The organism is Pseudonocardia sp. TRM90224 (assembly GCF_021245725.1).
Classification (GTDB): domain Bacteria; phylum Actinomycetota; class Actinomycetes; order Mycobacteriales; family Pseudonocardiaceae; genus Pseudonocardia.
Map to the genome: position 1 here is coordinate 81661 of NZ_JAJGSX010000033.1, position 15907 is coordinate 97567.

The 15907-nt window shown below is 71.4% G+C and carries 15 protein-coding genes and 2 pseudogenes; 5 read left to right on the top strand and 12 right to left on the bottom strand.

Translation table 11 applies throughout. From position 1 onward, the window contains the following. Positions 1-75 precede the first annotated feature (75 nt). On the top strand, positions 76-339 hold the full coding sequence (locus tag LL648_RS32705) for a hypothetical protein (protein WP_232666664.1): 264 nt from the start codon (positions 76-78) through the stop codon (positions 337-339). On the opposite strand, the gene LL648_RS32710 is transcribed toward LL648_RS32705, so the two are convergent. From LL648_RS32710 to LL648_RS32760, 10 genes and pseudogenes are all read right to left on the bottom strand, one after another. Beyond that, a complete protein-coding gene (locus LL648_RS32710; protein WP_232666665.1) occupies positions 336-1370 on the bottom strand; it encodes an alpha/beta hydrolase in 1035 nt (344 codons plus the stop codon). The two genes, LL648_RS32705 and LL648_RS32710, sit on opposite strands and share 4 nt — an antisense overlap. 100 nt (positions 1371-1470) lie before the next feature. Then, on the bottom strand, positions 1471-2661 hold the full coding sequence (locus tag LL648_RS32715) for a GNAT family N-acetyltransferase (RefSeq protein WP_232666666.1): 1191 nt from the start codon (positions 2659-2661) through the stop codon (positions 1471-1473). 521 nt (positions 2662-3182) lie between these two features. Then, complete coding sequence (locus LL648_RS32720; protein WP_232666667.1) at positions 3183-3776, bottom strand: GTP-binding protein; 594 nt, start codon at positions 3774-3776, stop codon at positions 3183-3185. Beyond that, positions 3754-4131 (bottom strand): DUF742 domain-containing protein, encoded by a 378-nt coding sequence (locus LL648_RS32725; RefSeq protein ID WP_232666668.1) that lies wholly within the window; start codon positions 4129-4131, stop codon positions 3754-3756. The genes LL648_RS32720 and LL648_RS32725 overlap by 23 nt, the downstream gene beginning before the upstream one ends. Continuing rightward, a complete protein-coding gene (locus tag LL648_RS32730; RefSeq protein WP_232666669.1) occupies positions 4128-4562 on the bottom strand; it encodes a roadblock/LC7 domain-containing protein in 435 nt (144 codons plus the stop codon). Before LL648_RS32730 ends, LL648_RS32725 begins: the two co-directional genes overlap by 4 nt. Then, positions 4559-7021 (bottom strand): sensor histidine kinase, encoded by a 2463-nt coding sequence (locus tag LL648_RS32735; RefSeq protein WP_232666670.1) that lies wholly within the window; start codon positions 7019-7021, stop codon positions 4559-4561. Before LL648_RS32735 ends, LL648_RS32730 begins: the two co-directional genes overlap by 4 nt. Continuing rightward, positions 7018-7825, bottom strand: a pseudogene (locus tag LL648_RS45875) (ABC transporter ATP-binding protein). Before LL648_RS45875 ends, LL648_RS32735 begins: the two are co-directional and overlap by 4 nt. After that, positions 7822-8814, bottom strand: a complete 993-nt coding sequence (locus LL648_RS32750) for an ABC transporter permease (protein WP_232666671.1) — start codon at positions 8812-8814, stop codon at positions 7822-7824. Before LL648_RS32750 ends, LL648_RS45875 begins: the two are co-directional and overlap by 4 nt. 109 nt (positions 8815-8923) lie before the next feature. Continuing rightward, entirely contained in the window at positions 8924-9835 is a 912-nt protein-coding gene (locus tag LL648_RS32755; RefSeq protein ID WP_232666672.1) for an ABC transporter substrate-binding protein, read from the bottom strand. A gap of 37 nt (positions 9836-9872) precedes the next feature. Next, the gene (locus LL648_RS32760) at positions 9873-11009 is read right to left on the bottom strand and encodes an agmatinase family protein (RefSeq protein WP_232666673.1); all 1137 of its coding nucleotides are present in this window, start codon (positions 11007-11009) and stop codon (positions 9873-9875) included. 314 nt (positions 11010-11323) lie between these two features. Here LL648_RS32760 and LL648_RS32765 point away from each other — a divergent pair, with 314 nt between their 5' ends. Further along, on the top strand, positions 11324-12262 hold the full coding sequence (locus LL648_RS32765) for a serine hydrolase (protein WP_232666674.1): 939 nt from the start codon (positions 11324-11326) through the stop codon (positions 12260-12262). Positions 12263-12269: 7 nt separating this feature from the next. Here LL648_RS32765 and LL648_RS32770 read toward each other — a convergent pair whose 3' ends face one another. Next, entirely contained in the window at positions 12270-12734 is a 465-nt protein-coding gene (locus LL648_RS32770) for a GbsR/MarR family transcriptional regulator (protein WP_232666675.1), read from the bottom strand. 65 nt (positions 12735-12799) lie between these two features. On the opposite strand from LL648_RS32770, the gene LL648_RS32775 reads away from it, so the two are divergent. From LL648_RS32775 to LL648_RS32785, 3 genes are all read left to right on the top strand, one after another. Further along, the gene (locus LL648_RS32775) at positions 12800-13993 is read left to right on the top strand and encodes a glycosyltransferase (RefSeq protein ID WP_232666676.1); all 1194 of its coding nucleotides are present in this window, start codon (positions 12800-12802) and stop codon (positions 13991-13993) included. Between the two features lie 630 nt (positions 13994-14623). After that, positions 14624-15139: a hypothetical protein gene (locus LL648_RS32780; protein ID WP_232666677.1), complete on the top strand. Its 516-nt coding sequence runs from the start codon at positions 14624-14626 to the stop codon at positions 15137-15139. 16 nt (positions 15140-15155) lie between these two features. After that, entirely contained in the window at positions 15156-15767 is a 612-nt protein-coding gene (locus LL648_RS32785) for an O-methyltransferase (RefSeq protein ID WP_232666678.1), read from the top strand. On the opposite strand, the pseudogene LL648_RS32790 reads toward LL648_RS32785, so the two are convergent. Continuing rightward, positions 15755-15907 (bottom strand): annotated as a pseudogene (locus tag LL648_RS32790) (YbhB/YbcL family Raf kinase inhibitor-like protein); the annotation flags it as partial. The gene LL648_RS32785 and the pseudogene LL648_RS32790 sit on opposite strands and share 13 nt — an antisense overlap.

Sequence of the window (15907 nt, forward strand, 5' to 3'; positions counted from 1 at the left end):
GCCGCAAGGTAGGTCATGGTGGTTTTGGACATGTAAGGGTTGACGCGCACTAGCCGGTTACATCAGGGTGGATTCGTGACGTTCCACCTGAAAGGTCCTGATCCACATCCCGACCCGCACAACTGGCGCACGGTCGCCCGCCACCGCACCGTCGAAGGCCGGATCCGCCACCAGATCTGCCGATGCGGCGCGACCCGCGTGCTGCTGGGTCGCCAGGAGCGCTGGCGCTCGACCGAGACCACGTGCTCGGCGCCGCCCGTGACCATCCCGGCGCCGACGGGATGGCCGCACCGCAAGGGCTGGGTGGAGTCGGGCCTGTTCCGGACAGAAGGGCGCTAGCGCGTCTCGCCCGCCCGCACGGGCGCGAGCGCCGCCGCCAGCGCGTCGGTGGCGCTGCGTCGGAACGCGACGACGGTGGGTGCGTCGGGCAGCATCGACAGCACGCCGTGGTACACGCCGGTCACGGCCTCGAGCTGGCACGGCACCCCGGCCTCCGCGAGGCGGCCGGCGTACGCGGTGTCCTCCGCGTGGAACAGGTCGAGGTCACCGACGCCGATCCAGGCCGGCGGCAGCCCGCTGAGGTCCTCGCGGCGAGCGGGGACGGCGTACGGGCGGTTCTCCTCGGCGCCGGGCCGGTGGCCGAGGTAGGACGTCCAGCCGTACATGTTCGACGCCGGGCTCCAGACGAGCGTCCGCGGTTGCGATTCGTCGAGCGTGGTCCGGTCGTCCAGCATCGGGTAGACCAGCAACTGGAAGCACACCGGCACCTCGCCGCGGTCGTGCGCCAGCTGCGCGAGCGCCGCCGCGAGTCCGCCGCCTGCGCTTTCGCCGCCGATGGCGATGCGGTCGGGGTCGACACCCAGGTCCTCGGCGTTGTCGTGGAGCCAGCGCAGGCCCGTGTAGCAGTCCTCCAGCCCCGCGGGGAACGGATCGGCCGGGGCGAGGCGGTAGTTCACGTTGACGACGGTGATGCCGAGGTCGCGCGCGATCCGGCTGCAGAGGGCGTGGTCGCCGGCGGCGTCACCGAGCACGTACCCGCCGCCGTGGATCCAGAGCAACGCACCGGACGGGCGGGCCCGCTCCGCGGTGCCGTAGACGTGCACCTGGACCGGCGGATGACCATCACGCCCCGCGACGGTGTGCGTGGTCAGCTCCACGCCGTCCGCGACCTCGCCCACGGGCAGCGGCAGCGCGTTGATCAGCCGGACGACGACGTTCGACCGGATGTCCAGCGGGATCCGCAGCAAGGGGAGCCCGCGCAGCTCCGGCAGCACGGCCTCCAGTGCACGCGCCTGCGCCCGGATCGCGCGGGCGAGCGTGACCCCGACCGCAACCGTGGCCGCTCCCAGCAATGCCGTTCTGAAATTCATCAGGAGGCCCGTCCCGTCGCCGTCGCCCGTCGTTCCTGATCATTGTGCCCGGGACGGGCAAATCATCATTGTGCCCGGGACGGGCGGATCACCGATCGGTTCAGGTGGGGGAGCGCCGCAGCGCGCGGGCCTTCCCGACCGCCGCGGTGACGGTGTCGCGGCCGACGTGCAGGCCCTTCCGTGCGGCCCGCCCGCCGAGGTTCGCGAGGTAGGAGGCGTGTCCGGGCAGTGTCGGTGGGAACAGCTGTACCCGGTTGATGTCGTGGGCGTGGTCGGCCCACCGCTTCTTGTAGGACTCGCCCGCGCCGAGGAACTCGTAGCTCTTCCCGGCATCCAGGGTTGCGCGGATCATGTCGAGCTGGACGATCAGCCCGGGGGTGAACTGGCGGTAGTTGGGGTCGTGCCCGGCCTTGAGCGAGAAGTGCGACTGCCCGTTCTCGACGCAGATCTCACCGGCGATGACCCTGCCGTCGAGTTGGAGCAGCGGGATCCGCAGCAAACCGGCATCGGCCGCCCAGCGGGCGGTGTCGCGGTAGAAGCGCTCGGTGTCCGGATGGGAGACGATCGCGGTGCCCGACTCGCCCTTCCAGCCCATGCCCTCGACGCGGAACAGTTCGGCGAGCGCCCATTCGAGGTCATCGTGTTTGCCGTGGACGGCGAACGAGACCGTGCCGGCCGCGTGCAGCTTCGCCCGGTTGCGTTCGAGCTGGCGCACCCGGCGCGGCTCGCGTCGGTCGAGGTATTCCTCGACGGTCGTGCCCTGCGGCACATAGGGGGAGCGTTGGACCCTTGTCGTGCGGATGCGGTGGCGGTGCTGACCACCGAGCCGCACCATCCGCTCGACGTCGTCGGGGTCGAGGTGGCTCAGTTCGAGCTGGGCGTGGGGGCGGCGCAGCAGCGCCGCGACGAGCTCGTCGGCCGCCTCCGCGTCGGTCGCGAGCGGGCCGAACACGAAGCTGTGCCAGTTGCTCAGGCTCGCCACCCGACCGGTGTGGTGCCGAGCGACGGGCATGACCGCGACCAGCCGACCCCCGCGTCGAGCCGTCACCAGCTCGGGCGTGCCCGTGCCGAACGCCCGCCACCACGTCCGGAACCAATCAGGCCGGTGAAACGGTGAACCATCGACCTCATCGGCGAGCCGCTTCCACTCATCGAGAACGGACATGTCCGTCGCAAGCAGTCGCGCGGCCGGTTGCACGTCGGCCTCCAAACCGGGCTGCGGCGAGTGGTGCAGCGGCCGGCGCGGTTGTTGCGGGTCGGCGGTGGCCGGCGGCGCGGGTGAGTTCGTCATCTGCGTCGGGATCGCGGCGCTCCTGAGGTCAGCGTCGGACAACTGATAAGTAGTCTGATCGGAAGTTTTGCACGTCTCCGGCGCCGGACTCCGCGCGGCCTGGCGGCGAGGTGCATCTGCGGTGCTGGCCCCGCTGCTCATCCCGCTCCTCCGGCCGTCGTCGTCCGCCACGACGGGCGGTTGAGACACCTAGAGTAAGCCCTCATTACTAAAGGATGGGTAAAGAGGGGGTTGATGGACGTGTCAGCCGCCGGTTGGCGGACATGCCTCGGGTCGATCGTGCGGCCGATCGGCGGCACACGCTGCGCCGGCACAGATCGCCTGCCTGGGCATCTTCGACCGCGGGCATTGCGTTCGCGCGAGCGGTCGAGTTGCACTGACAACAGTGCGTAAAGGACCGCGCCGCGAAGTCCACCCGACCAGAGCGCGTCTCTGCGCAGGCCCTCACATAGGGTGACGAAATGCGGCGAGCATCAGCTGCTCGTGCGCCGCCCCATAGGTCAGGACTTCCTCAGCACGGCCTAGATCCGCGGCAGCATCGTGCGGTCACGTGCCCTGCGCAGCACGGCGAGCAGCGCGTCGCGGACCGACATCCGCGCCCGTGCGTCCACGGTGATCAGCGGGACGTCTTCGTGGACGGCGAGCGCCCACCTGACGTCGTCGAGGTCGTGGCTGAGCCTGCCGTCGAAGAGGTTGACCGCGATCACGAACGGCAGCCCGATCCGCTCGAAGTAGTCGACAGCCGGGTAGCAGTCGCCCAAGCGCCGGGAGTCGACCAACACCAACGCGCCGAGCGCGCCCTGCACGAGGTCCTGCCACATGAAGCCGAAACGGTCCTGACCGGGCGTGCCGAACAGGTACAGCTTGAGCTCGTCGTCGACGGTGATGCAGCCGAAGTCCAGCGCGACGGTGGTCGTCGTCTTCTCGGGCATCTCGCTGGTGCGGTCGATCTCGGCGGCCACCGACGTGATCGACGCTTCCGTCGTGAGCGGGGAGATCTCCGAGATCGCGCCGACCGCGGTGGTCTTGCCGACGCCGAACCCACCACCGATGACGATCTTCACCGGGATCGGTGGCCGGCGGGCGCCGCGGTCAGCGGAGTGCTTCGAGTCCACGAATGATCCTCTCGATGGTGCCGGGATCGGTGCCGAGCTCGCCGTCGGGCCGGTGGACCGTGACGAGCCCTCGATCCGCGAGCTCGGCGATCAACACGCGGGCCACCCCGATGTGCAGCCGGAGCGCGGCGGCGACCTCCGCGACCGCAACGGTGCAACGGCACAGCGCGACGATGTCGCGCAGCTCGAACCGGAGCTGCTCCGCAGCCGCCAGTCCCAACTCGCTGGTGAGCACCTGGGCCTCGATCTCGATCGGGCTCCTGGGCTCCTGGCTGCTGCCCGACGTCATGACGTACGGACGCACGAGCGACACGTCGGATGGCTCGGCGGATCCGGCGTCGGGGTGACCGGTCATGTCGCGACCGTGTGCTTCAGCTCCTCGATGAGCTGAGGGCTGAGGGTGGACGCCGCCCGGTTGGCGAACATCGCCATCTCGTAGGCGAGAGCGCCGAGGCCCGCCTGCTTCGACGCCAGCACCCCGAGCGCGCAGCCGACGCTGACCGTGCACACGATCAGGTAACCCTGCGCCAGTTCGATCACGATCTTGTCGGGACGGCCGATGGGGTGGCACTCGGACACCCCGTTGGCGAGGCTGAGCATCGCCGAGGAGATCGCGCCGAGCCGCTCGGCGTTGCCGCCCTCCATGCCGTCGGACGTCGCGATGAGCAGCCCGTCCGACGAGACCGTGATGGCGGCGACGACCCCGGCCGTCTCCTGCGCGAACCGCTCGACCATCCAGTTGAAGTTCTGGGCCTGCGGGCTGGTTCCGGCAGCGGGGCGGGTCATGGCTGGCGCTCCTTCGTCTGGTGGTCGGGAGGGTCGGGAGGGTCGGGAGGGTCGGGGGTCGCGGCGCGCGTGAACCCGTCGACGAACCCGTCGAACGCGCGGCGCTCGGCCTCGGGGTCGCGGGGGAACGGCGCAGGCGGGCCCGCCGGCTTGTGGTCCGCGTGCTTGTAGTCGGTACTGCGTCGCAGACCCGGCGCGAGGGTGGCTCCCGGCACCCGCCGCGAGAGCCCACCACGTGCCGGGCCGGTCTCAGGACGAGTCTCAGGGACGTTCCCGGTGGCGGTTCCGGCACCGAGCGCGAACGACGTCTCGAAGGCGTCCAGGTCGGCCCGTTCCGCCTCGGGATCGCGCCACCGCTCGGATCCACGTGGTGGCGGAGCGAGGGGTATCGCCTCGGGGAGCTGGGCACCGGGAACGCGCCTGCGCAGCCCTGCCCGGCCGGCAGCCACGGGCTCAGCTCGCTCGGGGACCTGCTCGGGGGCCTGCACCGGATCGTCGAACCACCCGAACCCGGGATCGACGGGCGGCCCGACGACGAACGCGCGATGGGCGACCGGCTCGGCGACCTCCGTCGGGGCGGGTGGATCGGCCACCACCATTCCCGCGGGAACGGTGACGTTCGCGGTGAGCCCGCCGCCGGGTGTCTCGGTCAGCTCGACGCGCAAGCGGTGGCGGCGGGCGAGCCGGCCCACGACGAACAGCCCGAGCAGCCCGGACGGCGCGACGTCGAGCCGCTCGGGCTCGAAGAGACGCCGGTTCTCGGCGACCCGGCGCTCGTCGGGGAGGCCGATGCCGTGGTCGACGACGGCAACCGTGCAGGCGCCGTCGCGACGGAAGCTCGTCCTGATCTCGACCTTGGTGCGGGGCGGGGAGAACACCGTGGCGTTCTCGATGAGCTCGGCGAACAGCAGCACCAGGTCCGTGCCCAGTGCGGACACGAGCGTCACATCGTCGACGTCGTCGAGGCCGACCCGCTGGTACTCCTCGATCTCGGCGGTCGCCGAGCGCAGGACGGTCGTGAGCTTCGCCGGCCCGGTCATCGGCACCGGGTCGGCCGCTCCCGAGACCACCAGCAACTTGTCGGCGTTGCGGCGCAGGCGGGTGGACAGGTGGTCGATCTGGTACAGCCCGGCGAGGATTTCGGGGTTCTGCTCGTGGCGTTCGAGCCCGTCGACGACGGTGAGCTGGCGGTGCACGAGGTTCTGCGTTCGCCGTGCGACGTCGGCGAACATGCTGCTCACGTTGCGCCGGTTGGTGATCTGGCGCTGCAGCATCGCCGCCGCGGTGGCCTGCACGCGGTTGAAGGCCGCCGCGAGCTCCCCGACCTCACCACCCGCGGTCGTGCGTACCTCGGTGAGCTGTGGGAGCTCGCGCTCGATCCCTGTGTCGCCGACCGGGTCGTCGGTGTCGGCGATGCGCTCGAGGTCGCGTCGGGCGAACTCGGCGACGGTGATCGCGGAGCGGGTGAGGCCACGCAGCGGCCGCGCGATAGAGCGGCTCACCCCCGTCGAGAGCAGGACGACGGCCACCAGCAGCGTGGCGACCCCGATGCCGATCAGCGCGGCGTACGTCGCGGCCGTTGAGGCACGCGCTGCCGCGGCCGCCGCGATGTCGGCGGTCACCCGGCCCTGCACGAGCCGCCGCATGCTCGATTGCCGCTCGACGGTGGGCACCGCCTGGGCGCGGAAGGAGTCGACGGCCTGCGGGTTGTCGCCCAGCCGTGCGACCTCCTGCGTGAGCCGGTCCACCTCGCGCCCGTCGTCGCCGAGGACGGCGAGCGCCACGAGCTGCGCGTGCGCGGGTCCGGCCTGCCGGATGAACCGCTGCGTGTAGATCTCCGCATGCGCCGCGGAGTGCTGCCCGCCGACGTCGGTCGACCCCGCTCGCTCGGGCGCCGTGATGAGCGATGCGCCGAACTGGGCCGTCTCGTTGTCGGCCCGCAGCAGCGCCTCGAGCGCGGTGAGGTCCCTGACGGCGGCCGGATCGTCGGCCGCCTCCGGTTCGAGGCGCAGCGCGTCGATCAACGCCTCGCAGACCGAGTGGTGTGTGCGCCGGAGGCTCTCCACGGAGATGCCGTGCAGCTCGGCGCTGCGGCGCAGCTCGTCGAGGGATCCGAGGCGGGCCACTGCCGCGACGAGCTCGTCGGAGCCGTCCGCCCCGAGCTCACCGCGCACGCGCTCGGCGGCCGCGGCGGCGGCTCGCTGCTGCTCGAGCACCGGTCCGACGTCGGCGGCAGGGACGACGAGGAAGGCGGTGGTCACGATCAGCTCGTGCTGCAGCTGCCAGTTGAGGTCCCCGATCAGTTCGGCCTTGCGGGCCAGCGCGGCCGTGGCTGCCGCCGTCTCGGCACGCCACACCTGGCCCATCGCGAACGGGACGGCCACGAAGAGGAAGGCCAGCACCGGCAGCACGAGCAGCAGCGCCAGGCGGCCCCGCACGCCGAACCGGTCGAGGATCATCGGTGCCTCCCACGCCCGTGCGGGGTGCCCGCCGCAGGGCGGCGCGCGTTCGCCCGCACCATGTCCTCGATGGTCGTGCGAAGGTCCTGGAACTCGGGTGACCTCTTATCGGCGAGCGTGCGGCCGGTGGGGTGCTCGATGCAGATGTCGGCCGCGACCCGGCCCGGATCGGTGCTCAGCACGATCACCCGGTCGCCGAGGAACACGGCCTCGTCGACGTCGTGGGTCACCAGCAGGACCGTGGTCCCGGTGTCCGCCCAGATCCGCCTGAGCAGGAGCTGCATGTCCTCCCTCGTCTGCACGTCGAGCGCCCCGAACGGCTCGTCGAGCAGCAGCAGCGCGGGTTCGCACGCCAAACGCCCTCGCGATCGCGACCCGCTGCTGCTGGCCGCCGGAGAGCTTGTGGGGCAGCGAGCCGGCGTGCTCGCTCAGCCCGATCTCGGCGAGGTACCACCGCACCCTGCGGTTGATCTCGGCGCGGTCGAGCCCGAGCAGCTCCAGTCCGAAGGAGACGTTGCGTGCGACCGTCCGCCACGGGAAGAGTGACGCCCCCTGCACGACCAGGCCGCGCTCCGGCCCCGGCCCGGTGACCAGGCGCCGGTCGAGCCAGATCCGGCCGGCGGTCGGTCTCGTGAGGCCCGCGATCAGCGAGAGCAGGGTCGACTTGCCCGAGCCGCTGGCCCCGACCACGCAGACGAACTCGCCGGGGTCGATGCACAGCGAGATGTCGAGCAATGCGTTGCGCCCGGTGCTGTTGACGGGGAACCGCTTCGCGACGGCGTCGACGAACAGGCCGTAGGTCATGTCGTCCACCGCCCGACCCGGAGCCGCAGCAGGCGCAGTGCGACGTCGATGAGGACGCCGGCGAGCGCGATCACGGCCAGCACCGCGAAGATCTTGTCGGTCTGCAGGAACCGCTGGGCCCGCACGATCCGGTAGCCGAGCCCCGCCGTCGCCGACACCAGCTCGGCCACCACGACGAGGTTCCACGCCGCCGCGACGTTGACCCGTACGGCGTCGATGATCCCCGGTAGCGCGTGCGGCACGATGATCTTGCGTACGACCTCGCCGCGCCGCGCGCCGAGCGTCGACGCGACGTCGAGCAGCACCTTCGGCACACCGCGGGCGGCGTCCGCCGTCATGATCGTGTTGTAGAAGATCGTGCCGATGACGAGTATCGCGATCTTCGAGGACTCGTCGATCCCGAGCCAGATGATGATCAGCGGGACGAACGCGCTGGCCGGCAGGTACCGCAGGAGGCTGATCGAGGGCTCGAACGCCGCCTCCGCCGCCTGGTAGCTCCCGATCACGATCCCGAGCGGCACCGACACCAGCACCGCCAGCCCGAACCCGAGCAGCACACGGCGAAGCGTGGCCCACAGGTCGGATACCAGCTCACCGGAGACGGCCATGTCCCAGCCCGCCGACAGCACCGCAGCCGGTGACGGGAGGAACGTCGCGGGGGCCGACCCGGTTGCCGCGACCACCGCCCACACCGCGATGGGCCCGGCCACCGAGAGCACGACGAGCGCCCGGCGCCCGACGATCGGGATCGGGGCCCGAACGGCCAACGTCGCGGGTGCCCGGCGGGGCTTCCGCCGGCGCGGGAGCTCGGCCCACGCGGCGTGATCGGCGGCACGGTCTGCGGCGCCGTCAGCTGCGCGGCCGTCCGCGGGGGGTTGCGGGAACGGCGCGGTTTCCACGTCGAGGCTCGTCTCGCCGGATTCCGGGTCGCCGGATCTCGGGTCGCCGGATCTCGGGTCGCCGGAGCCCGCGCCCGATTGCGTGATCATTCCGGTGTGGCGTTGACGAACCGGTCGTCGAAGAGCCCCTCGACGGCCGGCCTGCTTTCGGTCAGGCCCGAGTGGACGACGAAGTCCGCGATCTTGGCAGCCTGGTAGTTCAGGTGGGCGGGCGTGGTGCCGGTGGTGATGCCTCGATGTTCTGCTGCCGCGTGAAGATCGTCGTTCCGTTGTCGTAAGTGCGGTAGTCGGCCGTGCTCACCCCCGCGCGCCTCGCCATGATCTCGATGGCGGGTTCGGGGTTCTCCTTGATCCAGCGCAGCGTGTCGAACCACGTGTCGACCAGGGCCTGCACGTCGTCGGGCCGGGCGTCGCGGACCGCGGCGGACACCACCAGGTGGTCGGGGATGGCGCCGGGGAACTCGGCCGATGTCGCGATCGCGCGGCTGCCGGGGCGCTGCAGCGCCGTCGACGTGAACGGCGCGAACGCCGCGACGGCGTCGACCTGACCGGCGACGAACGCGGCCGCCGCCGCGTCGGTGAGCATCGGGGTGAGCTCGATGTCGTTGTCGGTCATGTTGGACTCGGCGAGCGCGAGCTGGAGCAGGTAGTGGTCGACGGCGCCCTGCTCGACGGCGACCTTCTGTCCGCGCAGGTCCGAGATGTCCTTGATGCCGTCCCTGGCGATGATCTTGTCGTTGCCGGTGGAGTTGTCGTTCACCAGCACGACCGAGAGCCGTGCCCCGCCGCTGACGGAGCTGAGCGTGTCGTTCAACGTCTGGCTGTTGCCGTCGATGACGCCCGCGGCCAGCGCGTTGATGCTGTCGGTGTAGCTGTCGAAATAGCGCAGGTCGACGTCGATGCCGTGCTTGGCGAACAGCCCTTGCTCGGCTGCGACCTGCCACGGGAACCAGCCGGGCCATGCGCTGAACCCGAGCGTGAAGCGGGCGGCCGGGGCGCCGGTGGGCTCGGTCGCGCCGGTGCCGGCGCAGGCGGTGAGGAGTGCGAGCGCCCCTACGAGGAGCGCACTGGTCAGTGTGCGGGTGGTCCGGCCGGCTCTGCGGGAAGCCATGGTCATGCTCCTGGGCTGGTGGTTCTGGAAGGGGGGTTCACGCGGAGGGGCGGCGCGGGAGGTGACCGGAGCGCACGAGGCAGCCGAGGGTGTCGCAGATGACCCTGGTCGCGATCAACGACGTGATCTCGGCGTTGTCGTAGGGGGGCGAGCACTCGACGACCTCCATGCCGGCGAGCGGCGCGGTATCGGCGATGATCTGGATGAACTGGAGCACCTCGCGGGGGAGGAAGCCGCCCGGCTCCGGCCAGCCGGTGCCGGGGACGAACGCGGCGTCGAGGCAGTCGACGTCGAACGAGAGCCAGACGGCGTCGGCGCCGTCCCACGCGACCTCGAGCGCCCGCTGCGCCGCCTGCGCGATGCCCATCTCGACGCAGTCGGTGACCGTCATGACGGTGGTGCCCCGCTCCCGCCCGACCTTGACCCCGGGCCGGGGCGCCTGCCAGCCGCCGATGCCGATCTGCACGAGGTTCTTCGCCGGGACGTTGGGGATGTCCGTCGCGTGGAACCACGGGGTGGTGTGCATCCGCTCGTCGAGGTCGGTCTCCTGGGTGTCGACGTGCCGGTCGAAATGGATGATCCCGAGGTTGCCGCCGTTCAGGTGCGGGGCGACGCCGCGGACGGTCGGGTATCCGATCGAATGGTCGCCGCCTAGCACCACGGGAAATGCGCCCGACTCGTACACGTGCGACACGGCCTTGCTGATCTGGTCGAACGTCTTCTCGATGTTGCCGGGAATGGTGAAGATGTCGCCGAGGTCGCCGATCTTGATGCTCTCGCGCAGGTCGACGCCGAGCTCGAAGCTGTACGGGCCGTAGAGCGCGGAGATCTTCCGGATGCCCTGCGGGCCGAAGCGGGTGCCCGAGCGGTAGGTGGTGCCGCCGTCGAACGGGGCGCCCAGCACGGCGACGTCGTACTCCCCGCACCGGCGGACGTCCTCGACGTAAGGCGCCTTGAGGAACGTGTTGATCCCGGCGAAGTGCGGCAGCTCGCCACGGGAGAACGTCGGGATCCGCTTGTCGACGATCGACTCGGCGCCCGGCAGCCCGAGCTCGAGGCCGCGGGCCACCTCGCGGTCCCACTCGGTGGTCGGCAGCTCGGCCTCGGCCTGCACCGCGCGCGCGGCTTCCGGCCCGTAGCGGTCGTGCACCGGGTCCACACCGTCTGTGGTCATGCATTCCTCTTTCGGGTCGTGCGCATACGGAAGACTCACGCCGCATGGAGGGAGCATTGCTGGGTGTTATCGGATCGCGGCGAGTTTTCCGGCGACTGGGTGAAGGCTAGTCGACGATATCGGTTGCGCAAGTGGGCCAGAAAAGCACACCGTTGCTTTCTAACGAAGGCAAGTGGAGTGCATTTGCCTTTTCAATGTGGGCCCCGATCGGGGCGGCCGGGCGGATGTGAGCCGAGCGTGTGGAGGTTGTGAGTTCGCTATGACTGACCCGTGATGGGCCGACAAGGGGCGATCACGCTCTTAACGTCGATCACATGGCGCTTTCCCGCAGGTCCGGCTTGGCTGCCGGCTGGCGTGTCGGCGCCATGGTCTGCGCCCTGCTCGCGATCGTGGTGGCCGTGCAGCAGGCCCCTGCCGCGGCGCACGACCCGGCAGGAGACGAGTCGGCTGCCACCCGGGTGCAGGCACCACCGCCGGTCGCGGCCGTTCCCGCACCACTGACGCCGGCCCGCGGCACCGCGGCGAAGGTGGTCGCCGCGGCGACGGCGGCCGTCCCGGCGAACACCGGACTCGTGGTGGCCGTGCTCGACCGCGCGACGGGGGAGCAGGCGCTCGGGCCGGGCGCGACCGACCCCGTGTACACGGCGTCGCTGGTCAAGCTCGTGGTGGCGGTCGACATCCTCGACCGCTCGCGCAGCGCGGGCCCGCCGATCGCCGAAGGCGACCGCGAGCTGCTCCGGCGGGCGCTGAGTCGCAGCGACGACGCCGCGATGAACCAGCTGTGGGTGAGGTTCGACGGCGTGGGCGCGCTGGCGAGGGTGAGCGCCGCGCTCGGGCTGACCGCGACGAGCGCACCGCGCGACCCGTCGCAGTGGGGTGAGTCCCGGGCATCCGCTGCCGACCTGCTGGTGGTCGTCGACCATGTGCTGACGGGCATGGCGCCGGACGACCGGGCGCTCGTCCTCGGCGACCTGGGCGCCGCCACCCCGACCGCCGCCGACGGCTTCGCGCAGGACTACGGCCTGCTCGACGGCGCGTCGCCCGGCGCGGGCTCGGCCGTTCTGGCCAAGCAGGGCTGGATGTGCTGCATCGCCGGCGAGCGGTACCTGCACAGCATCGGTGCCGTGGGAGCCGACCAGCGGTTCGTCGTCGTGCTGCTGAGCACCCAGCCGCAGGGCCGGAGCTGGGACGCCGCGCGGGCCGAGCTGAACACCACTGCGCGGACGGTGCTCGCCGGGGTCGACGGCGGGTGACGGGGCACTAGCTCCTTGTGGCCCGCCACCGCTGCATGAGCGAGGGGATCTCCTCGGCGAGGAAGCGGTAGAAGTCGCGCATCTGGTTGAGGCGTTCGGCCGCGGGCCCGTCGGTCGCGACCACGGCGAGGCCGTCGGCGGCGAGCCCGGCCAGCCCGTCGAGGCTCTCCTTCTTGGCGACGCCCGCGTCGGTCCAGGCGTCGCCGGAAAGGCGGTAATGGTCGCGCCGGCTGCCGGGGACCGGCGTGCGCCGCACGAGCCCGGCCTGCTGCAGCATCCGGATCGCGCCGGAGACCGCCGCGGGGCTCACAGCGAGCTGCTCGGCGATGTCCGTGCCGGTCAGCGTCGGGGCGTCGGTGCAGACGAAGAGCGCGAGCACACGCGCCGACATCCGTTGCATGCCCATCTCCGTCAGCGCCAGCGCGAACCGCTCGACGTACGCGCGGTGCGCGTCCGGTGCCGTGGTGCTCATGGCCACATCATGCCCGAGCGGCTACAGTGTTCACACATTTGTGAAACTTGTTTAGAGTGTGTGGCATGAGGATCCTGTTGCTGACGGCCGGCAGCCGTGGTGACGTCGAGCCGTTCCTCGCCCTGGCTCGGCGCGCGGTGCTCGAGGGCCACGACGTGCGGCTCGGGGTGACCGCCGAGTTCGTCGACACCGTGCGTGCGGCGGGCATCGAGCCGGCGCCGCTGGCCGGTGACTACTCGGAGCTGGTCGCGGAGCAGGGTGTCTCGCCGCTGGCCGCGATCCGCTCGTTCCGCACGACGATCGTACCGATGATGACGGCGTTGCTGCGCTCGGCGGCGCGGGCGGCGACGGACCACCGGCCCGACGTGATCGTGCACCACCCGAAGGTGCTCTCGGCGCCGCTCGCGGCCACCGCACTGGGGATCCCGCACGTGCTGTGCGAGATCGTGCCCGTGGTGACGCCGACCAGGAGCTTTCCCGCCGCCGGAGTGACGACGGTGGACCTCGGCCCGCTGAACCGGCTGACGTACCGGGCGACCGGCGCGGCGAACCGGATGTTCGCCGGGCCGTTGCGCGAGGTCGGCGGCGGGCTGGGGCTGCGCCCCGGCGCCGCGGTCGCGCCCTCCGCCCGCTCGCTGGTGCCGATCAGCCCGGCGCTGCTCACGCGGCCTGCCGACTGGCCGGCGAGCACGGTGATCACCGGCGCGTGGCACCAGCCCGGCACGGAACCCGAGGTGGACGCCGAGCTCGCGGAGTTCCTCGCTGAGGGCGACGTCGTCCACGCCGGATTCGGCTCGATGGCCGCCGGTGATCCCGTCGCCCGCGGGCGGGCCGTGGTGGGCGCGATCCGGGCCGTCGGGAAGCGGGCACTGGTCACCACCGGTTGGGGCGGCATGGACGTCCCGGGCGACCTGCTCGGGCCGGATGTGCTGGTGCGCAGCGCCGTCCCACACGGTCGGGTGCTCCCGCTCTGCCGAGCCGCGGTGCACCACGGCGGTGCGGGCACCGTGCACGCGGTGGTGCGGGCCGGGCTGCCCTCGGTGGTGGTCCCGTTCCTCGCCGACCAGCCGTTCTGGGGGAAGCTGCTGCACCGCCGCGGCCTCGCGGCAGCGCCGCTGCCGGCCCGGAAGCTCACCGAACAGCGGCTGGCCGCAGCGTTGGCGGCGCTCCCACCCGCGGCGGTGGTCCAGCGGGTGGCAGCGGAGATGGCGATGGAGGACGGCTGCGCCGCGGCGCTGAAGGAGCTGGCGGCGCTGTAGTGGCCGCGCGGGGATGCAAGCCCGTGCAGCCGGATGTATGCGTCCCCGCACGCGAGGGCAGGAAAGCCACTTTCCTGCCCTGTGAGGGCCGGAAAGTGGCTTTCCTGCCCTCCACGGGCGCCCCACCTCCCGGCGCCCCGGGTGGTCGCGGCAACGTGTGCGTTGCGCACGCATCCTGCTCGCCGTACGCCGCCGTGCGGGCGAGGTGGGCTCTGGAGGTTGGGTGCGAGGGCCCGCACCTTGCACGCCCGGGGTGTGCTTTGCACATGGCCGGCCATGTGCACGGTGTGTCGACGGTGTGCAACGTCGGGCAGGGGCCTTGCGGCAGCCACCGCCGCGCCGTCCGTGCCGGCCCGCTCGTCCGTGGTGGCCTGCAGCGAGTAGGTGAGCCCGGTCTGTGCGCCCCTGCACGTCTCCGGAAGCACGCGGAATGGGTGCGGCACGCACGCCCGCCCGGCCGGGCCAGGCTGCCGGGAGGGGAAGCGAACGAACGGCACTCTCGTCCAATAGGTGTGGACGAAAGTGCCGTTCGTTCACCGACCCGAGGCCCGGCGTTGCAATCGGCGTGCAAGTGGGGTGAAACGCCGCTTTCGGATCCTTCCAGCACAACACCCCGATCCGGAGGCCACGATGATGACCGCACCGCAGTTCCCGAGCTACCCGACCACGGCAGTGTCCCGCCCGCCAGGGGTGACGATCGCGTTCGTGCTCTACCTCGTCTCCGGGGTGCTGGCGGCGGCCTTCGTCGTGCTCGGCGCTGTCCAGTCGCTCGCCAACCCGCTTCCCACGACCGATCTTGCTTCTGCGGGTCTCACCCCAGAGCAGGTGGAGCAGGCCGAGACCTTCGTCCGGATCTCGCAGATCATCGGCTCCGTCATCATCATGTGCGTGGTCGCGTTCCTGGTGGTGGCGGCCTTCCTGATGCGCGCCGGCCAGAACTGGGCCCGCATCCTGCTCACGATCGTGAGCGGCCTCGCGGCATTGCTGATCACGGTCGGGCTGGTCCTGCTGCCGGGGCTGCGGTCGGTCGCGGGCACCTTCGACCTGATCTTCTTGGTCATGATCGTCGGGCAGGTCGTCGCCTACGTCGTGGCGATCTTCCTGATGTTCCGACCGGCTGCGAACGCATTCTTCCGGCGCAGGTGAAGGGTACTTTCAGGCGATGCAACAGGCTGCATACCTGCGGAGCGTGCTCGACGACCTCTACGCGGAGGGCGGGGAGCATGACGCCGCCCAGCCGGATCGGCTGAGGCGGCGCCGCAACCTCGAGCCCGACGCCGCCGCGCTGCTCGCGTTGACCACCCGCATGCTCGGGGCCCGCCGGATCGTGGAGATCGGGACGTCGAACGGGGTGTCCACGATCTGGCTCGCCGACGCCGCGAGGGCCACCGGTGGCCGGGTGACCAGCGTCGACCTCACGCTGGGCGTCGACGTCGAGGCCAACCTCACCCGCGCGGGCGTGCGCGACCTGGTGGACCTGCGGGAGGCCGACGGGGGAGCCGTGCTCGCGGAGCTGCCGGACGCGAGCGTCGACCTGCTGTTCCTCGACTCCGAGCGGACCGAGTACGAGGGCTGGCTGCCGCACCCGATCCGGGTCGTCCGCCCCGGTGGTGTGCTCGCCGTCGACAATGCGTTGGCGCCCAGCCCCGACGAGCTGCGGGGCTTCTTCGCGCGGATCGCCGTCGACGACCGGCTGGTCAGCACCACGGTGCCGGTCGGCAAGGGCCTCTTCCTCGCCTGGCGGCCGGTCGCCGCGGCGGCTCAGCGTTCGTAGGTGTTGACGACGACGGCGCGGGCGAGGGTGTGGCTGAAGAGGTTGAAGCCGAGGAACGCGGGTGTGGCGGTCGGGGGGATCTCGAGGCTTTCGACGTCGAGGGCGTGCACGGCGGTGTAGTAGTGGTGCGGGCCGTGTCC